At 63.2% G+C, this 19190-nt stretch carries 18 protein-coding genes; 12 read left to right on the top strand and 6 right to left on the bottom strand.

The genetic code is table 11. The annotated features are described in order from the left end of the window. Nucleotides 1-4 precede the first annotated feature (4 nt). Entirely contained in the window at nt 5-3139 is a 3135-nt protein-coding gene (gene putA / locus ACQKI2_RS15555; RefSeq protein WP_427380535.1) for a bifunctional proline dehydrogenase/L-glutamate gamma-semialdehyde dehydrogenase PutA, read from the top strand. Between the two features lie 10 nt (nt 3140-3149). Then, entirely contained in the window at nt 3150-4034 is an 885-nt protein-coding gene (locus ACQKI2_RS15550) for an RsiV family protein (protein WP_427380533.1), read from the top strand. 10 nt (nt 4035-4044) lie between these two features. On the opposite strand, the gene ACQKI2_RS15545 is transcribed toward ACQKI2_RS15550, so the two are convergent. The 3 genes from ACQKI2_RS15545 to ACQKI2_RS15535 form a co-directional block, all read right to left on the bottom strand. Continuing rightward, nucleotides 4045-4539: a DUF6265 family protein gene (locus ACQKI2_RS15545; protein ID WP_427380532.1), complete on the bottom strand. Its 495-nt coding sequence runs from the start codon at nt 4537-4539 to the stop codon at nt 4045-4047. A gap of 86 nt (nt 4540-4625) precedes the next feature. Beyond that, nucleotides 4626-5054 carry a PaaI family thioesterase gene (locus tag ACQKI2_RS15540; protein ID WP_114106483.1) on the bottom strand — a complete coding sequence of 143 codons (429 nt, stop codon included), beginning with the start codon at nt 5052-5054 and terminating at the stop codon, nt 4626-4628. Further along, entirely contained in the window at nt 5051-5542 is a 492-nt protein-coding gene (locus ACQKI2_RS15535) for a PaaI family thioesterase (protein WP_427380530.1), read from the bottom strand. The genes ACQKI2_RS15540 and ACQKI2_RS15535 overlap by 4 nt, the downstream gene beginning before the upstream one ends. 113 nt (nt 5543-5655) lie before the next feature. Between ACQKI2_RS15535 and ACQKI2_RS15530 the strand changes: the two genes are divergently transcribed. From ACQKI2_RS15530 to ACQKI2_RS15495, 8 genes are all read left to right on the top strand, one after another. Next, entirely contained in the window at nt 5656-6987 is a 1332-nt protein-coding gene (locus tag ACQKI2_RS15530; protein ID WP_427380528.1) for a flavin-containing monooxygenase, read from the top strand. Continuing rightward, the gene (locus ACQKI2_RS15525) at nt 6984-7697 is read left to right on the top strand and encodes a M23 family metallopeptidase (RefSeq protein ID WP_427380527.1); all 714 of its coding nucleotides are present in this window, start codon (nt 6984-6986) and stop codon (nt 7695-7697) included. The genes ACQKI2_RS15530 and ACQKI2_RS15525 overlap by 4 nt, the downstream gene beginning before the upstream one ends. A 41-nt stretch (nt 7698-7738) precedes the next feature. Further along, entirely contained in the window at nt 7739-8434 is a 696-nt protein-coding gene (locus ACQKI2_RS15520) for a DUF6498-containing protein (protein WP_427380526.1), read from the top strand. A gap of 449 nt (nt 8435-8883) precedes the next feature. Next, on the top strand, nt 8884-9594 hold the full coding sequence (locus tag ACQKI2_RS15515) for a hypothetical protein (RefSeq protein WP_427380525.1): 711 nt from the start codon (nt 8884-8886) through the stop codon (nt 9592-9594). A 92-nt stretch (nt 9595-9686) separates the two neighbouring features. Further along, nucleotides 9687-10319, top strand: coding sequence for a trimeric intracellular cation channel family protein (locus tag ACQKI2_RS15510; RefSeq protein ID WP_427380524.1), 633 nt, complete (start codon nt 9687-9689; stop codon nt 10317-10319). A gap of 226 nt (nt 10320-10545) precedes the next feature. Beyond that, the gene (locus ACQKI2_RS15505; RefSeq protein ID WP_427380522.1) at nt 10546-11175 is read left to right on the top strand and encodes a TetR/AcrR family transcriptional regulator; all 630 of its coding nucleotides are present in this window, start codon (nt 10546-10548) and stop codon (nt 11173-11175) included. A gap of 85 nt (nt 11176-11260) precedes the next feature. Continuing rightward, the gene (locus ACQKI2_RS15500) at nt 11261-12298 is read left to right on the top strand and encodes an alpha/beta hydrolase (protein ID WP_427380520.1); all 1038 of its coding nucleotides are present in this window, start codon (nt 11261-11263) and stop codon (nt 12296-12298) included. Next, nucleotides 12298-13272 carry an NADPH:quinone oxidoreductase family protein gene (locus ACQKI2_RS15495; RefSeq protein ID WP_427380518.1) on the top strand — a complete coding sequence of 325 codons (975 nt, stop codon included), beginning with the start codon at nt 12298-12300 and terminating at the stop codon, nt 13270-13272. The genes ACQKI2_RS15500 and ACQKI2_RS15495 overlap by 1 nt, the downstream gene beginning before the upstream one ends. 152 nt (nt 13273-13424) lie before the next feature. Here the strand turns inward: ACQKI2_RS15495 and ACQKI2_RS15490 are convergent, their stop codons facing one another. Further along, nucleotides 13425-14918: a M20 family peptidase gene (locus ACQKI2_RS15490; protein WP_427380517.1), complete on the bottom strand. Its 1494-nt coding sequence runs from the start codon at nt 14916-14918 to the stop codon at nt 13425-13427. A 121-nt stretch (nt 14919-15039) separates the two neighbouring features. Here ACQKI2_RS15490 and ACQKI2_RS15485 point away from each other — a divergent pair, with 121 nt between their 5' ends. Further along, entirely contained in the window at nt 15040-16443 is a 1404-nt protein-coding gene (locus ACQKI2_RS15485) for an MFS transporter (protein WP_427380515.1), read from the top strand. Between the two features lie 2 nt (nt 16444-16445). Here the strand turns inward: ACQKI2_RS15485 and ACQKI2_RS15480 are convergent, their stop codons facing one another. Both ACQKI2_RS15480 and ubiG read right to left on the bottom strand, forming a co-directional pair. Then, a complete protein-coding gene (locus ACQKI2_RS15480; protein WP_427380513.1) occupies nt 16446-17057 on the bottom strand; it encodes a DUF924 family protein in 612 nt (203 codons plus the stop codon). After that, nucleotides 17054-17830: a bifunctional 2-polyprenyl-6-hydroxyphenol methylase/3-demethylubiquinol 3-O-methyltransferase UbiG gene (gene ubiG, locus ACQKI2_RS15475; RefSeq protein ID WP_427380512.1), complete on the bottom strand. Its 777-nt coding sequence runs from the start codon at nt 17828-17830 to the stop codon at nt 17054-17056. The genes ACQKI2_RS15480 and ubiG overlap by 4 nt, the downstream gene beginning before the upstream one ends. Nucleotides 17831-17924: 94 nt before the next feature. On the opposite strand from ubiG, the gene ACQKI2_RS15470 reads away from it, so the two are divergent. Next, nucleotides 17925-19172 carry an aspartate kinase gene (locus ACQKI2_RS15470; protein WP_427380511.1) on the top strand — a complete coding sequence of 416 codons (1248 nt, stop codon included), beginning with the start codon at nt 17925-17927 and terminating at the stop codon, nt 19170-19172. The last annotated feature ends 18 nt before the right edge of the window (nt 19173-19190 follow it).

The raw sequence follows: 19190 nt of genomic DNA, 5'->3' as shown, positions 1-19190 counted from the left end.
CACTATGCCTGATACCCTGCCTCAGACCGCGCTCGACTGGGATGCGCTCGATGCGCTGAAATTTGCCGATGAGGAAGCCCTCCTCGAAGGCCTGCTGAAGGAAGGGGTGCTGCCTCAGCCGATCCGGGAAGGCGCGGTCCGCCGGGGCAGGGAGCTGGTCATGATCGCCCGCGCCAAGGGCCGCCGCAAAGGCATGATGGAAAGCTTCCTGGAAGAGTTTGGCCTCACCAATTCCGAAGGCCTTGCCCTGATGTGCCTGGCCGAAGCGCTGCTGCGCGTGCCGGACGCCGAAACGAAAGACGATCTCATCGCCGAAAAGATCCGCTCCGGCGATTGGGGCGCTCATAAGGGCCAGTCTGACAGCTGGCTGGTCAATGCTTCCACCTGGGGCCTGATGCTGACAGGCCGTGTCATCGGCGCGCCGGAAAATGCCCAGAAGGGCGCAGGCAATTTCGTCTCCGGCCTGGTGCGCCAGAGCGGCGAGCCCGTCATCCGCGCCGCCATGATGCAGGCCATGCGCATCATGGGCGAGCAGTTCGTCCTGGGGCGGACAGTCTCCGAAGCGCTCAAGCGCGGCCGGCGTATGGTGAAATCGGGTGATGCCGCCCATTTCAGCTTCGACATGCTGGGCGAAGGCGCCCGCACCACCGAGGATGCCAACCGATATTACAAGGCCTATCACGATGCCATCGCCGCCGTGGCTGCGGATAAAGACCTCGCGCTGCCGCCTGAGAAGGCGAACGGCGTCTCGGTCAAGCTTTCCGCCCTTCACCCGCGTTATCTGGCCGTCAAGGAAGCGCGCGTGATGGCGGAGATGTATCCGCGTGTGCTCTCCCTCTGTCAGGCCGCTGCCAAGGCAAATATCGGCCTCTGCCTGGATGCTGAAGAAGCCCACCGCCTGGTTATCAGCCTGAAGATCTTCGAGCGTCTGGCGCGCGAGCCCTCCCTGAAAGACTGGACCGGCCTCGGCCTCGCCGTGCAGGCCTACCAGAAGCGCGCCCGCGCCGTGATCGACCGTCTCGCCGCCCTGGCAAGGGAAACCAATCGCCGTTTCATGGTCCGCCTCGTCAAGGGCGCCTATTGGGACAGCGAGATCAAGAACGCCCAGGTCGAGGGCTATTCGAACTTCCCGGTCTTCACCACAAAGCAGGGTACGGATGTTCACTACCTGGCCTGTGCCAAGGCCATGCTGGAAGCCTCTCCCGCGATCTATCCGGCCTTTGCCACCCACAACGCCCACAGCCTGGCCGCCGTCGATCTGCTCGCCCAGGCGGCCGGCGTCACGAATTTCGAATTCCAGCGTCTGCACGGCATGGGCGAGCCGCTCTATGAAGCCGCTGACGCCGGAAACCGCGTCCGCGTCTATGCGCCGGTCGGCGCGCATGAAGACCTCTTGCCCTATCTCGTCCGCCGCCTCTTGGAGAACGGCGCGAATACAAGCTTCGTTCATTCCTTCCTCGATCCCGAAGTGCCCGCAGAACAGGTCGTGGCGGACCCCATCGCCAAGGTGGAGATCGGTCCCCGCCGCCATCCGCGCATCCCGACGCCGCCGCGCCTCTATGGCGCTGGCCGCCGCAACTCTGCCGGTCATGATCTCAGCCAGATAGGCGTGCGCGGCCAGTTTGCCGCCGCGCTGAAGGCGCTGGATGATGGCCCGGCCTATGCGGCAGGCCCCATTGTGTCCGGAAAGCCTGAAACCGGCGGCGGAGACCTCGTCCGTATGCCCGCAGAAACCGGCCGGGCGCTGGGCGCGGTGAAAGAGGCAGACGCTGACGCCATCCATCGTGCGCTGGACGCGGCCACCGCCTTCCAGCCTGAATGGGACCATCTCGGCGGCCCCAAGCGCGCCGAATATCTCCACGCCATGGCAGATGTAATGGAGGCAAACGCCGCCCAGCTCATCGCCCTGATGGCGCGCGAAGCGGGCAAGACGCTGCCCGATGGCATCGCCGAAGTGCGCGAAGCGGTCGATTTCTGCCGTTACTATGCTCAGCAGGCAGAGCATGACTTTGCCGGGCCCGTGCGCCTTCCGGGGCCGACGGGTGAGACGAACCATCTCTCCCTGCACGGGCGCGGTGTCTTCTGCTGCATCAGCCCGTGGAACTTCCCGCTGGCCATCTTCACCGGCCAGCTCGCCGCCGCCCTCGCCGCTGGCAATACGGTTGTTGCCAAGCCTGCCGAGCAGACGGCGCTGACGGCGTTCGAGGCCGTGCGCCTCTTCCACAAGGCGGGCCTGCCGGTCGATGCGCTGCATCTTCTGCCGGGCAGGGGAGAAACGGTCGGCGCGGCCCTCACGGCAGACCTGCGCGTCTCTGGCGTCTGCTTCACCGGCGGCACCTCCACCGCGCGCCTCATCAACCGCACCCTGGCAGGCCGCGATGGCCCGATCATTCCGCTGATCGCCGAAACCGGCGGCCTCAACGGCCTCTTTGTCGATACCACCGCCCTGCGCGAACAGGTGATCGACGACATGATCATCTCCGCCTTCGGCTCGGCGGGGCAGCGCTGCTCGGCGCTGCGCATCGCCTTCATTCCCAACGCAACGGCGGATCACCTCATCGATGGCCTGATCGGCGCCATGAACGAGTTGGCTCTTGGCGATCCTGCCCTGCCGCAAACCGATACCGGCCCGGTCATCGATGCCGATGCCCGCAAGGCGCTGGAGGCCCATCTGGAGCGCATGCAACGCGAAGCGAAAGTCCTCCACCAGCTGGACGCCGGAAAGATCGGTGAAGAAGGCTTTGGCTTCGGCCCGGCGCTCGTGGAACTTTCCTCGCTCGACCAGATCAGCGAGGAAACCTTCGGCCCCGTCCTGCATATCCTGCGCTATGATCCGGATAATGTCGCTGCCGTCGCCGCTGGCCTGAAAGCCAAGGGTTATGGCCTCACCCTCGGCATCCATTCGCGCCTCGAAAGCTTCCACACGGCCGTCAAAGCAGCCTGCCCGGTCGGCAACACCTATGTGAACCGCTCGATGATCGGCGCCGTTGTCGGGGTCCAGCCCTTCGGCGGGGAGGGGCTCTCCGGCACCGGCCCGAAAGCGGGCGGCCCCCATTATCTCCATCGTTTCGCCACAGAGCGGGTGGTAAGTGTCAACATCACCGCTCAGGGCGGAGACCCCGAACTGCTCAGCCTGTAAGGAATATCGGATGAAACCTCTTTTCCTCACCGCATCGATCGCTGCGCTGGTGCTGGCCGCCTGCGCTCCGGCAAATGAGACGCCCGCCGGGGATGCCGCTTCGGGAGAAGAGGCCGGGGCAGAGGAAACCGTCTCTCCTGAAAGCGCACCGCTGCCGGTAGATCTCGGCAGCCCGGTCTTCGAGGAAACGGCAGAAGACTACTCCGTCCGCGCCGTCGTCGATTCCCGCATTGCAGCGTTTCAGTCCGCCCTGGCGGAAGATCTGATGACATCGGCCAAGTCCCGGCTTGAAGCCTTCAAGGCAGACGCTATCCGCGACGGCGCCGACGCCCGCGAGCGCTCTGCCGCCACCGGGGAGGAAAACTGGTTCCGTCCCTATTCGATGGAAATCCGCTTCACCCAGTCCGCCCAGGCAGGCGACGCGATCGGCATCGAGCAGTTCACCATGGTCGATACCGCCGGGGCCCACCCCAACTACATCCTCACCGGCCTGGTGCATGAGCGCGGCGATGAATACCCCATCTCGCTGGAGGCGGTCGTCACCGATATGTCCGGCTATGGCGCCAGCCTGAAGAAACACCTGATCGAAGCCAAGTCAGAGCGCGCCTATGATGATGCTGCGCGGGCGAATGTGCCTGCCGAAGTGGAGGAAATCCTCGGCAGCGACGCTGAGGCGGCCAGTAAGTTCGGCCAGAACTTCACCCTCGCCCCCTCCACTGAGGCCGGCAAGTTCGGCGGCATCACCGTGCTCTTCTCGCCCTATGATGCCGGCCCGTATGCGGAAGGGTCCTATGAGATCACCATTCCGGCTGCTGAGCTTTCCGGCAAGCTGACACCCGCCTGGGAGGCCCGTTTCGGCGGCGAGCCCGACCTGCCGGCCGAAAACCCTCAGTAACAGGCGCGGCCTAGCAGCGGCGGAACTGGAAGGTCTGCGCCCGGTCGCCGTTCATGCGCGAGATGGTGGCCGTCATCCGGCGGCCATCGCGGGTATAGGTGATCAGCTGCGGAAAATCGTGGGAGGGGTTGGCAAAGGTGATCGTGTTCTTGCCGCGGCTTGCCTCAGTGAAAGCCGAAGGCCCGAAGCCGCCCGGATAGGCATTGAACGTCGCCGGCGTGCCCAGCTCGATCCGCGTCTGCTCGAAATAGGTCGCCACCTCCCCATTGAGGTTCAGCGCATAGCCGAACAGATAGCCATGCTCGGGCTTGGTCCACACTTCCTTGTAGGTGCGCTCGTCATTGCGCCAGCAGCCGCTCATCCAGTCGAGATCGTCGGCATGGGCCGCTGAAGGGGCGCTGGCACAGGCCGTCAGGCCGAGGGCGAGGGCTACAAAGGCGCGTTTCATATGTCCACCAATCTCCGGCCCGTCCGGGCCTGTCTGCTTTGCGTGCGAACGGATCATCCGCAAGCTTCCGCGCAAGGATACCATCCCGGCGCCCGGTGTGAAGTCATCAGTACAGCTTCTGGAAAGCCGGGCAGGGGCGCTGCTCAGTCCTGCGCCACCATGAAATGCGCTGTGATGGCCGAAACCGGGTCTGCCCGGTTCTCCTGCCAGGCTTCGGCCCGGACTGATGCCATCCGCCGCCCCATCTTCATCACGAAGGCGCGCGCATAAAGATCCTTGGCATGGCCCTGGCGCAGATAGTCGATGGTGATGTTGATCGGCCTCGGCGGGCGCGGCATGTCGGAAACGAGGAACACCTGCAGCATTGCCGTCAGTTCCAGGAAAGACGCAATCGCCCCGCCATGCAGCGCGCGGATGGTCACGTTCCCGATCAGCTTTTCCTGAAAGGGCAGGATCGCCGTCATCTCGTCGCCCATCACCTCGCAGCGCATGCCGAGTGTCTGCGCAAACGGCACGCGCTTCAGGATGGCGTCCACTTCATCCGCCCGCGGATTGGTCAGGTTCGGGTTCATGGCAGCGTCTTTCCTTGCGGGCTCTGAGAGCCAAAGCGCGGCTTGTTGATGGCAAAGGTGCCCGCCGATGTCGCGATCAGCCGGTCGCGCGTCTCGTGATAGGCCCAGGCGCGGGTAAAGCACACGCTCCTGGTCACGCGGTAGCATTCTGCCTCGCCGATGATCGGCAGGCCCTTTTCGGCCGGGCGCATATAGTCGATCCGCAGATCGATCGTCGCCACGAAGCGCAGTTTGGTCATTGCCGCCGTGCAGGCCATGCCGGAGAGATTATCGAGGAAGGTGGTGATCACCCCGCCATGGATCACGCCGGTTTCCGGGTCGCCCACCAGCTTCTCCGCCCAGGGCTGCACGCCCCACACATGCCCGCGCTCCACCTTCGTCACCTGGAACCCCACCTCATTGCCCCAGGGCACGGCCGAGTTCATCAGGTCGACATGTTCGCGCATCACGGCGGCGATACGGTCGGGATCGTTTTTGTCATCATTCATCTGAGGCTTACCCCGCGTCCGGATTTGACGCCTTATCCAAGCCGGATAACATCGCAGCAATTCCAAAGAAACGGCAAACATGACCCGCCCCGGCGGAAGAGGAGACGCCCCAAATGGCATTTGACGCAGCGGCAAAGCCCAAAACATGTATCATCGGCGCTGGATGCTCCGGCTTCACCATGGCCAAGCGCCTGAAGGATGCCGGCCTGCCATATGATTGCTTTGAGAAGTCCGACAATATCGGCGGCAACTGGTACTATAATAACCCCAACGGGGTTTCCTCCTGCTACCAGTCCCTGCACATCGACACCTCTAAATGGCGCCTCGCCTTCGAGGATTACCCCGTCCCCGCAGACTGGCCGGACTTCCCCCATCATGCCCAACTGCTGCAGTATTTCCACGACTATGTGGACCATTTCGGCCTGCGCGAGACGATCACCTTCAACACTTCCGTCACCGATGTCGCAGACCTCCCCGGCGGGCGTTACCGTGTCACCCTCTCCACCGGCGAAACCCGCGATTATGATGCCGTCTGCGTCGCCAACGGCCACCATTGGGATGCCCGCACGCCCACCTATCCGGGCAATTTCACCGGCTATCAGGTCCACTCCCACCACTACCGCGACCCGTTCGACCCCTATGATTTCCGCGGCAAGCGCGTGATGATCGTCGGCGCGGGCAACTCGGCGATGGACATTTCGTCTGAGCTCTCCCAGCGCCCGATTGCGGAAAAGCTGTTCATCTCCATGCGGCGCGGCGTCTGGGTGATGCCGAAGTACATGGATGGCCGCCCTGCGGATAAAGCCGTCCTCCCGGCCTGGATGCCCCCCAGTCTCGGCCGGTCGCTGGCCAAGAAGAAGATCAAGAAAACCATCGGAAACATGGAAGACTATGGCTTGCCCAAGCCAGACCATGAGCCGCTGGAAGGCCACCCCTCCGTCTCCGGAGAATTCCTCACCCGCGTCGGCTGCGGCGACATTCTTCCCAAGCCCGGTATCGACCGGTTCGACGGCAACACCGTCCACTTCACTGACGGCACCACCGAGGAAATCGACGCCATCGTCTGGGCCACCGGCTACAACACGACCTTCCCCTTCTTCAAGCAGGATGAGCTGACCCCGAAGGACAACGTCTTCTCCCTTTACAAGCGGATGGTAAAGCCCGGCCGCGAAACACTGTTCTTCCTCGGCCTCGCCCAGCCGCTGCCCACTTTGGTTAACTTTGCAGAACAACAGTCAAAGTTGGTGGCCGCCGCGCTGCAGGGGCGCTACGCTTTCCCTTCGCATGAGGAGATGGACCGCGTGACGATTGCCGATGAACAGGCCCATCTCGGCCATTTCTATGACAGCCCGCGCCACCGGATGCAGGTGGATTTCAATCTCTATGTCCGCGATCTGCTGAAAGAGATCGAGCGCGGGGCAAAGCGGGCGCAGGTCCGCGCGTGAGGGCAGGGGCGTCTGGTCTGGCTCTGGCGGGGCTTCTGCTTGCCGCTGCCTGCGCCTCCGCGCCTGCGCCCATCGACCAGCGCCCCTCCCGGGCCATCCTGCGGATGCCGCCGGTGGACTATGGCCCGCCCGGCGACATCCGCAATCCGCCCCAGGGCCCGTTTCAGCCAAACGCCTATCTGCGCGCCTGCCCCGGCATGCGTGTGTCCAATGCGCCGCTGATGGATGGCGAGCGCTGGCTGACCGAGTTCAAGCCCATCATCGTCGTCTATGGCGTGATCCTGGCGTCGGCGCCGGTCAATGATGTCTGCCTCGCTTCCGGCTATGGCCAGCGGGATGGGCGCCTGCATGCCGGCATCGATCTGACAAACCGCCCGCCCGGCATTGTCTATTCCGGCGCGCCTGGCCGTGTGATCGAGGCCAAGAATTCCTCCGGCTACGGCCTGAATGTCGTGCTCGATCATGGCCACGGCGTCTACACCCGCTACGCCCATCTCGATTATTTCGCCCCCGGCATCACGCCCGGCGTTTCCATCGGCTTTGGCCAGCCCGTCGGCCAGATGGGCGCCACCGGCAATGCCCAGGCCGCCCACCTGCACTACGAAATTCTCACCGGCAATATCGACAATCCCAGCGGCTCCTACGGCCTCACCTCGCACGATCCCTTCTCCTTCCCCCCCTATGAAGGGGCGTTGCAGGCCGGATACTGATCTGCAACGCTCCCCGGCGGGGATCGGGGCAGGGGGCCGCCATGACAGGAAAATACACGCCATCGCTGATCGCGCGCGCCTATGCCGATCCGCTGTCCTGGCTCAATCTGGCGGTTGATCTCCTGCCCATCTGGGCCATCTTTCAGTTCGGCTGGGGCGCCACGCCGCTGGTGGCGCTTTACTGGCTGGAAAACCTCGTCATCGGCCTCTTCGCCGCCGCCCGTATGCTGGGGGCCGGCCTCACCCAGCTCAGCAAAGGAATGATAGGCGGGGCGGCTGTCTTCTTTCTCGTGCCCTTCTTCTGCGTCCATTACGGCGCCTTCTGCTGGGGTCACGGCGTCTTCATCGCAAATTTCTCGAACCAGGAAATCGGCCTGCCCTCGCCCCAGGGCCTCATCACCTGGGCGCTGGGCACGGGGCCCCACATGCTCTGGTTCCTCGGCGCCATCCTCGCGGCAAACCTCGCTGTCTTCCTGACAGACTTCATCGCCCGCGGAGAGATCACCCGCGCCAGGCTCGACGCCGAAATGACCGCCCCCTATGGCCGCATCGTCACCCTGCACGTCGCCATCATCCTGGGCGCCATGTTCGCCTTCGGCACGGACGAACCCCTGATGGGCGTCCTCCTCCTGATCCTCATCCGCGTCACCTTCGGCATGATCCTCGCCATCCGCCGCCGGATGAAACGGGATCGTCAGTTGGCGGAGCGTGTGGACGGGAAGGCCGCCACCGTCTAACCCCGTGTCATCCCGGAAACCGCGAAAGCGGTTGTCCGGGACCTTCCCTCCGTCACAAGGCCCCCTCCGTCTTGCGCGTCCCGCGCAATCCACCTCCCCCGCTTCGCAAGGGAGGATATCACCGCGCCCCCTCAATGAAGTGCAACGCAATCCTCCCCTGCGCAGCGGGGGAGGTGGCCGCGAAGCGGACGGAGGGGGCTTCGAGGGACCCGAAATCGCCCTGCGATTTCCCCGAGAAGGCCAACCGCTGCAAAGCGGTTGGCGAACAATCCTTACCCTCTCGTCACACTCGACGGGCAAAGCCCGTCAGAGTGCCCATCCCGGAGAAGCTAATTGCAATATCTATCTGCCGCTACCTACAGCTTATACGCTGACTAATTTCAGCGCAGCATTATCTTTGGAGAATCGATTTATGAAGTTAGCATAAGAGGGAGGGGCAGGATATCGGCATGGGACCCGTTGATTGGTTGCCAAATTATATTTCATATCCGCTCTATTGGATATATTTGGACCAAGCGTTGATTGCTGGCAGCTTTGCCATTTTGGCGGCATTCATAACAGTTCGAGCAATTAGGGATCAAATTTCTCAACAGAACGCACTTGAAGAAGATCGACTAAAACGCAGATCGCGAGCCTTGAGGGCCGCTCTGCCTTCGGCGTTGTCAGAATATGCAAAGTATACGGATAATTGTTTAGCTCGAATTCATGAGCTTCGGAAATTCTTAGATGAAGGTGGCGATTTCGTTGCTGTGGACGTTCCTTCCTACCCCAACTCCGCTGCTTCCAAGTTAAGTAGCACAATCGAATGTTGTCATTTAGAGGACGCCAAAAAGCTTGCAGGAATACTTGCTTGGGGGCAAATTTATGAATCTCGGTTCAACCGACTTCTCCAACGTTCAACGGATGCCGCTCGATCGATATCGGAGCTGGATATTGTCCAGCTTTTTTACGACACTCTTTGTCTTAGAAAGTTGGTAGACAGAGCGTATGAATACGGTCGAGGCCGAGAGTCACATATTGGAGATATTTGCAGTATCGATGAAGCGATATCCACGCTTCATGTGTCATTTAAAGTTACAATAGATGCGTTGGACGCAAAGGTCCGCAGGCAATGGCCACCGGATTTTCATGACTACGCTGAGGAACTGCAGGAATGGTAGTCGGGCGTTGATTAAGTGGGGTTGAATTTGCCCCCAATTGACGCCCCCGCCGCTCTCCCCCATCCCTCTGCCTCAAGCACAGGGAGCGCGCCATGAACCCCATCCTGATCCTCGACTATGCCGGCATCGCCGTCTTCGCCGCCACCGGCGCGCTGGCGGCGTCGCGCAAGCAGCTCGACATCATCGGCTTCCTGTTCTTCGCCGCCTTCACCGGGGTAGGGGGCGGCACGGTGCGTGATCTCATCCTCGATGTGCCCGTCTTCTGGGTGGTCAATCACGACTATCTGATGATCTGCCTCGTCACCGCCGTGCTGGTCTATTTCACCGCCCACCTCTTTGAGTCCCGCTACAAGCTGCTCCTCTGGCTCGATGCCGTGGGCCTGGGCGCCTATTGCGTGTTCGGCGCGTGGAAGGCGCTGGAGGCGACCGGCTCTCCGGTCATCGCCGTGGTGATGGGCGTCATCACCGCCAGCTTCGGCGGCATCCTGCGCGACCAGCTCGCCGGCGAGCCCTGCATCCTGCTGCGCCCGGAAATCTACATCACCGCGGCGCTCGCCGGCGCGGCCACCTATACCGGGCTGCACCTCGCCGGCCTGCCTGTCATGGCCGCCGCCATCCCCGCCGCCCTCGTCGCCTTCGCCATCCGGGGCGGGGCGATGAAGTTCGGCTGGTCCATCCCCGGCTATAAAAGCCGTCCCGGCCGCCCATCGGACGAAATCCTGTAGGCAATACGTAACTTTCCGGACTTGCGCCCTTCAGGCGCAAAGTGTCCCATCTATGCTGGGAGGGGTTCATGAACGGTCCCGCTCAGGCCGGGATATGGCCTGGATCGGGCCGGGGCAGGGCGGAGATTGACCAATGCCGGACGCATGGCTGCTCTACGAGATCGCAAAGTTGACGCGAGATGACGCCGGGTGCAGTGTCAGCCCATATCACTCGGGAAGACTCTCCATGGCCGATACCACACTCCCAGCCCCCCTCTCCGGCAAGCGCGCCAGCACCAAGGCTGCCAACCGCCGCGCCATCCTGCAGGCCGGCCGCCAGGTCTTCGCCCGCATCGGGTTTGAGGCCACCACGGTGCGCGACATTATCCGCGAAACCCAGCTCGCCTCGGGCACTTTCTACAATTATTTCAAGTCGAAAGAGGAAGTCTTCCAGGCCATCGCCGAGGATTCCACCCAGCGTTTCCGCGACCGGCTGGCCGATGTCCGCGCCCGCGCCGAAAACCTCGAAGACTATATGGAACACGCCTACCGCGCCTATTTCGGCTTCATCGCGCGGGAGAATGAAGAGGCCATCGACAATGGCGCGCCCCATATCGCCCTGATCGGCGTGCGCGTCGATACGCCTGAAATGCAGGCCGTGGCCCAGGAAATCCGGGCGGACCTGGAACACATCCTTGAAAAACAGGGCATCAAGCCAACCGTCGACACCGAATACCTCACCGCCGCCGCCATCGGCATTGCCCGCGAGATGGGCGATTACATGCTCAAGCGCCGGCCCATCGATGTCGAAGGCGCCACGCATTTTGCCTGCACGCTGCTGCTTTCGGGCATGAAAACGCTCGACGCGCAGAGATAAGTCTCCCGCCGCCGGGGAACCCCTTGGCGGCGGGCGAAAATGCCGTCACCTTCTCCCCTCAGAGAGACAAGAGGGAGGAAGTTCCATGAGCCTTCAGCGCGTGATCGCCAAGGCGATCGCCAGCCTGCCGGGTGGCATGATCGTGAATATGGCCGGCGGCAAGCCCATGACCACCGAAGGCCGCACGCTGGAGCCACAGCTCCAGCTCGTCGCCTGGAATGGCCGCAACGCCCCGCCCATGTCCACCCTGCCGGCAGAGATGGTCCAGCAGGCGGTGAAAGCCCAGCTTGCCCTCTTCCAGGATAAGCTGCCCGGCGGTGTCGGCGTTGAGGAGTTCACCATTCCGGGGCCGGACGCAAACCAGATCCCCGTGCGCCTCTACACGCCCGCCTCGCAGGATCCGCGTCACCCCCTGATCGTCTATTTCCATATGGGCGGCGGCGTCATCGGCGATATGGACACCTGCCACGCCTTCTGCGGCATGCTCGCCCAGGGCGCCCAGGCGCCTGTTCTTTCCGTCGATTACCGCCTCGCGCCCCCGCATATCTTCCCGGCGGGCCTCAATGATTGCTTTGCCGCCTATAGATGGGGCGTGGCGAATGCGGAGAAATACGGCGCCCCGGCGGGCAAGGCGGCCGTGGGCGGCGACAGCATGGGCGGCAATTTCTCCGCCATCATCAGTCAGCGGATGAAACGTGAAGGTGGCCCGCTGCCCGCGCTCCAGCTGCTCATCTATCCGGCCATCGACATCTCGAAGCACTATCCTTCCAAGACCGCCTTCGGAAACACCTTCTCCCTAAGCCAGGACACGATGGACTGGTTCATGAAGCAATATCTCCCCGAAGGCTTCGATTATACCGATCTCAACGTCTCGCCCGGCCAGGAGCAGGATCTCACCGGCCTGCCGCCTGCCGTCGTCATCACCGCCGGGCATGATCCGCTGGTGGATGAGGGGGATGAATATGCCGAACGACTGAAGGCTGCTGGCGTGAAGGTAAAGCACAAGCGCTACGACGCTCTCGCCCACGCCTTTACCGCCTTCACCTTCCTCTCGCCGGGCTCGCGCGCCGCCTGCGCCGAAATCGCCCGGATGGTCCATGATATGTATGCGGCCAAAAAATAATGAGATCTCTTGTTGTCAGTGAACTGGCCCCGGACTTTGCCGGTACGGGCCTGAAAGAGTTGCCTCTGCCTCAGCCCAAAGCGGGCGAGGTGCGCGTGGCCATAAAGGCCGCCAGCCTCAACTTCCCAGACCTTCTGATGACGGAAGGAAAATACCAGCTGAAGCCGGAGCTTCCCTTCACCCTCGGCATGGAACTGGCCGGCGTGGTGGATGCGGTCGGGGAGGGGGTAACGGAGTTTCAGCCCGGCGATGAAGTCGCCGGGGGCAGCCGCATCGGCGCCTTCTCCGAATACCTTGTCCTGCCTGCGGCCGGCCTGCGCAAGAAGCCCGCCGCGCTCAGTTTCGCGGAGGCGTCTGCCTATGGCGCGGCTTACCTCACCGCCTATGTCTCCCTCGTCCTGCGCGGCAATCTCCAGCCGGGCGAAACCCTGCTTGTCCACGGCGCCAGCGGCGGCGTCGGCATGTCGGCGGTTGAAGTGGGCAAGCTGCTCGGCGCCACCGTCATCGCCACCTCGGCCTCGGATGAAAAGCTGAAAGTCGTGAAGGCGCGCGGCGCCGATCACGTCATCAATGTTACGCGCGGGTTCCGCGAAGAGGTCAAGGCGCTGACCGGCGGGCGCGGGGCAGACGTGATCTACGATCCGGTTGGCGGCGATGTGTTCGATGAAAGCGTCCGCTGCATCGCCTTTGATGGCCGTCTGCTCGTCATCGGCTTCACCTCGGGCCGCATCCCTACGATCAGCGTGAACATGCCGCTTATCAAGGGCTTCTCCGTCGTCGGCGTCCGCGCCGGTGAATATGGCCGTCAGTTCCCGGAAAAAGGCCGCCAGAATCTCGAAGCCATCTGGAAATGGGCCGAAGAAGGCAAGGTGAAACCCTGCATCCACGCCGAGATCCCCCTGGCAGACTGGCCCCGTGCCTTCGACATGATGCGCAGCCGGCAAGTCGTCGGCAAGGTCGTCCTGGTGCCCTGAGGCGTTGGAGCGCCGTTGGGACTTCCCCCAAGCGCAACGCAAAACCCCTCTCCCTCCGGGAGAGGAGGGGCCCGCCGCCAAAGGCGGTGGGAGGTGAGGGCCTTCCGCCCTTTCCCCAAAACCGGCCGCGCGTTCCGGCCGCCGCTGCCGGCTTATTCCCCCGCGTCCATTGCCAGGATGATCTGGGCATAGCCCGTCGCCAGCCGGCCCATATTCTCCACCGCCAGGCGTTCATTCGTGCCGTGAAACCCGGTCAGATCGTCGGGAGACATGATGGCCGGGGCAAAGCGATAGACATTCGGCGTGATCGCGCTGGCATAGCGCGCATCCGTCGCCCCCAGCACCAGGCCCGGCGCCGCGGGCGCGCCGCCGGAGATTGCCTCGGCCACGCTGGCGAGAACCGCATAGGCAAGATTGTCCGTAGGCGAAACCGGCGAAGCGCCCTCACCGCGAATGCCCTGCTGCCCAACCTTGATCTCGATGCCCTCGATCCCGGCTGTCACCGTGCGGACATGCTCGATAATATCCGCTTCGGTATTGTTGGGGTGTATGCGGAAGTTCACCATTGCGCTGGCGCGCTGGGCCAGAACGTTTTCCTTCGCCGATCCTGCCAGCATCGTCGGCGCGGTGGTCGTGCGGATCATCGCATTGCCCGCCGCAATCCCGCTCATCTGCTGATCGATCATGCCTTCAAAGAGCCAGAGATTGGCAAACGCCATCTTCTGCATGAAGGGCATGTCATTGGCCGCCGAGCGGAAAAGGTCAGACACCGGAGGTTTACTGAAATCCGCTTTCATCTGATTGTCGTCCAGCGCCACCACCGCGCGGGCAAGGCGCACGGCCGCCGAATCACGCGGCGGCGTGGAAGAATGCCCGCCCTCGCCGGTGGCGATGATTTCCAGCGTCAGATATCCCTTCTCGGCGATGCCGATGAACCCCATCGGCTTGCCCGTCAGCGGGGAGGGGTCCACGATCATGAAGCCTTCATCCAGCGCCATTTCCGGCTCGACGCCGCGCGATTTGAGCAGGGCTATGCCTGTCTCCGCGCCCGATCCGGAAACTTCCTCGTCATGCCCGAACATGAAATAGACGGTGCGGCGCGGCTGAAAGCCTGATGCGGCCAGCGCTTCGGCGGCCTCCATCAGCGCAACCAGCGAGCCTTTGTCGTCAATCGTTCCGCGCCCGTAGATATAGCCGTCCACGATGTCGCCATCGAAGGGCGCGCCCGTCCAGTCGCCCTCGGTGCCGATATTTACCGGCACGACATCCTGGTGGGCCATGAGAAGAATTGGTTTCAGCGTCGGGTCAGATCCGGCCCAGGTGTAGAGCAGCGTCAGCGTGCCGGGCACCAGTTCTTTTTGCATTGCAGCATGCGCAGCGGGGTAGGTTTCCTCCAGCCATTGATGCAGTTGGATCCACGGTTCCTCCTGACCCGGACGAGGATCGCCGGGGGCCACCGTGATGGTGCGGAAGCGGATCGCGGCGGAAAGATTTTGTGCGCCGCGTTCAGACGAGATGGCCGGCGCGGCGGGAAGCTCAACCCGCCCGCCAACCGGCTCTGCGCCATAGCTAGCCGTGCGGAACAGGACGACGGCAATGACGATGCCGATGATGGCTCCCAGGCCAATCACTATATTGCGGATCATGGCGCCGCATCCTCCCTCTGCTTTTGGTGCTGCAGTTTGCGTGGCATCGCCGCCACGTCAAGCGACCGGAGATTTAAAAAATGACTTGGCCGTCACCTTCGCTCAAGGCACTGTGCGGCGCATGTCCCAATCACAGTCAAAGCGTTTGTCGTTTCCGCGGGTGCTGGCGTTCGCGTCCCTCAGTATACCCATCGCCGGTGTCGGGTTGCCGCTGGGCGTATATCTTGCCCCGCTCTACGCCAATGAAGCGCCCCATGGCGTTGGCCTTGGTCTGGAGCTGACGGGCCTCCTGTTCATGCTCCTGAGGTTCTGGGACATCGTGACCGATCCGGTCATGGGCTATATGGTTGATCGCTACCGCACGCCGCTCGGCCGGGTGCGCCACTGGATCATCCTGTGCGTGCCGGTGCTCGGCATCTCCACCTTCTTCGTCTACATGCCGCCCGTCGGGGCAGGGCCGGGCTATTTCATCGGCTGGATGCTGGTTTTCTATGTCGGCTTTACGCTGCTGCAGACATCGCGCTCCTCCTGGGTGCCGGCGATTGCCAGTGACTATGACGACCGCTCGCGCCTTTTCCTCTGGCCGGAGATCGTCTCGGTCCTCTCGATGCTCGTCCTGCTTGCGGTTCCGCTGATCCTCTCCACCCTTGGCGTGGAGGCAGACCGGTTTGGCCAGGTGGCCGTGATGGGCTGGATGATGATCCTCTCCTTGCCAATTGCCGCCGCGCTCTCCTGCTTCTTCGTGCCCGACCCGCGCCTGCGGGGCGAGTCAAAGTCTGTCGAGAAGTTTGAAATCCGTCCACTGATCGAAGCGCTGCGCGGGCCGATGTTCAGCCGCCTGGTGACCATGGAGCTGCTCGTCTCCACGGCCATCTCCGTAACGGCGGCAAACTTCCTCTTCGTGGCCGAATATGCCTTCGGGGCCAATGACGCGCAGACCAGCATGACGCTGATGCTGTTCTTCGTCATGGCAATCCTCGCTCTGCCATTCTGGCTCTGGCTGGCCAAGAGGACCGAGAAGCGCAACGCCTTCTTCATTGCCACAACCTTTTCCGGCATTGCCTTCATCGCCTTCATCCCGCTGGCGCCCTTCAGCAACTTCACCACCTTCCTGATTGCCTCGCTGATTGCGGGCATTCCGTTCAGCGCGCCGATCTTCCTGTCGCGCGCCATGACGGCAGATGTGGTTGAATGGCAGGCCGCCCAGACCGGCGAGAACCGGGCGGGCAATTTCTATGCCCTGCTGACCAGCTTCAACAAGGTCGGCTCCAGCATTGCCTTCGGCGTAGGATATTTCCTGGTTGGCCGGATTGCGGGCTTCCGTCCGGGGCAGGAGAATTCGGACGGGGCAACCTTTGGCCTCGTCCTGGTGTTCGGCTTCCTTCCCGGGCTTCTCTATCTGCTGGCCGGCCAGCTGGCGCGCCGGTATCCGCTTACCCGCGCAGTGCAGGAAGAAACCGCCCGCAAGCTGGAAGGCCGTGTAGAGATTGCTTCAGGCCCGGCGGAAGGCGCCGCAGGCAGCTGAGGTCAGAAACCGCCGCCCTCGGCCAGCCATTCCTTCTCTGCGTCCGTGCTTTCGCGGCCCACAGCGGCATTGCGATGCGGGAAGCGGCCGAACTCGGCTATCACGTCGAGATGCTGATGCGCATAGTCCAGCGTGGTCTTTGTAAAGTCACGGAACGCATCGCGCGCCTCATTTGCCAGGCGGGTGAAGAGGGCCACTGACCGCTCCTGGTCGGCCAGCGCTTCGGAATGTTCCAGCGGCAGATAGAAGAACACCCGCTCGGCTTCGGACAGCGCGCGGTCCTCCCCGGCGGCGAGGCCTTCCTTGCACAGATGAAGCGCCAGCATGTCCTGCGCAAAGGCGCGCGGGCTGCCCCGGAAAATGTTGCGGCTCATCTGGTCCAGCACGATGATCGCCGCCAGGCGCTCCCGCGCGCCGCGTGCGGCCCAGCCATGCGCCAGCGGCCCGGCCGAGAGCGTTTCCAGCAGCGGCTGGAACTGCGCGGTCAGCAGCCGGTCGAAGGCGTCTCCACCATTGAACCAGAGCGGGGCGTGGGTTTCGAGCACATCGGGGGACGAAGCCGATCCGCCAAACCAGAAGCCGTGAACGGTCGCGGGGGAGGGAAGGGCGATCATGCGGCAGGCCTCCGGGCAACGACCATATAGTTCACGCTGGTATCTCCGGAGAGTTTCCACGCGCCGCTCAGCGGCTGAAAGCTCACCCCGATGGCCGGCTCGGTTTCCAGGCCGGCGCTTTCCAGCGGCCCGGAAACATCTTCCGGCGCCAGGAATTTCGACCAGTCATGCGTGCCCGGCGGCAGCCAGCGCAGGATGTATTCAGCGCCGATGACCGCCGTGGCGAGCGCCTTGGCCGTCTTGTTCAGCGTCGCGACAATCATCAGCCCGCCGGGGCGCACGAGGCGCGCGGTATCCATCAGGAACTGCGCCGGGTCGGCCACATGCTCGACCACTTCCATGTTCAGCACGATATCGAACGCCGCCTCGCCAGCGGCCAGCAGGCCCTCGGCAGTGCCGGCGCGGTAATCAATCTTCAGCCCCTGCTCGGCGGCATGGGTGAGGGCGGTCTTGATGTTGGCTTCCGAGGCGTCGACCCCGGTGACCGACGCGCCCAGCCGCGCCATCGGTTCGGAAACGAGACCGCCGCCGCAGCCGATGTCGAGCAGGCGCAGCCCTTCCAGCGGGCGCAATTGCCGGGGCGGCAGGCCGAAATGCCGCTCGGCCGTCTCCCGGATGAACCTCAGCCGGGTGGGGTTGAACCGGTGGAGCGGCTTGAACTTGCCATCGGGGTTCCACCAATCGGCCGCCATGGCCGAAAATTTTGCAACTTCCGCAGGGTCTATGCTGGGGGTGACCGGCGGGGCATCAGACGCGGCAATTGTTCTCGCCATTGTTTAGCAATCCTGTTTGATCCCGGCCGAACTTTCTTCTAGAGGGGCCGATAAATGAGCGGGCCTCAAGGGGCCAGAAGGTATTTGGGGCGAAATGGCGCGGACAGTACTCAAATTCGGCGGCACCTCGGTCGGCGATCTCGACCGTATTGCGAATGTGGCGGAGATCGTAGCCGCTCGGGCGGCGAAAGGCGAGAAGATGGCTGTCATCGTCTCGGCCATGTCGGGCGAGACCAACAAGCTCGTCGCCCTGGCGGACGGGGCGGCCGGCAAGGATCTGCCCCGCCATCTCTATGATGACGAGTATGACGTGGTCGTCGCCTCCGGGGAGCAGGTCACCGCAGGCCTCCTGGCGCTGGCGCTGCGCCGCCGCGGCCTGAAGGCCAGGTCCTGGCTCGGCTGGCAGCTGCGCCTGAAGACCGATAACAGCCATGGCCGCGCCCGCATCATGGGCTTTGATGACAGCTCGCTGCCCGATTCGGTTGATAGCGGCGAGATCGCCGTCGTCGCCGGTTTCCAGGGCGTGACCGACGAGTTCCGCGTCACCACGCTCGGCCGGGGCGGGTCTGATACCAGCGCCGTGGCTGTCGCCGCCGCCCTCGGCGCGCAGGTCTGTGACATCTATACCGATGTGGACGGGGTCTACACCACCGATCCCCGCATCGTTCCCAAGGCCCAGCGCATCGACAAGATTTCCTATGAGGAAATGCTCGAAATGGCCTCGCTTGGCGCCAAAGTGCTTCAGACGCGCTCGGTCGAGCTGGCGATGAACCATGGCGTGCCGGTGCGCGTGCTGTCCAGTTTTGTGAAACCCGGCGAGGAGAGCCCCGGCACCCTCGTCTGTTCAGAGGAAGAGATCGTGGAAAAACAGGTCGTCAGCGGCGTTGCCTATTCGCGGGATGAGGCCAAGGTCACGCTGTATGGCGTGCCCGACAAGCCCGGCTCCTCGGCCAAGATCTTCTCCGCGCTGGCCCGCGCCGGCGTGAACGTGGACATGATCGTCCAGGCGTCCTCGCGCGAAGCCTCCAAGGCAAACCTCGTCTTCACCTGCACCGACCGGGACAGCCCGTTTGCGCGTGACACGCTTGAGAAGCTCCAGGCCGAAGTCGGCTATGAGCGGATCGAGGTGACCCGCGATGTCTCGAAAATCTCGATCATCGGCGTTGGCATGAAAAGCCACACCGGTGTTGCCGAAAAGATGTTCACTGCCCTCTCAGAGAAAGGCATCAACATCGACGTCATCGCCACTTCCGAGATCAAGATTTCCGTTCTGATCGCGGCGCCTTATACAGAACTGGCGGTCCGGGCACTTCATACAGCATTCGGGCTGGACGCAGACTGACGGGTCACCGTAGACCGG

The organism is Hyphomonas sp. NPDC076881 (assembly GCF_050269995.1).
Lineage (GTDB): Bacteria > Pseudomonadota > Alphaproteobacteria > Caulobacterales > Hyphomonadaceae > Hyphomonas.
The sequence above is the reverse complement of the archived record's forward strand: the minus strand, read 5'-3'. Positions and strand labels throughout refer to the sequence as shown.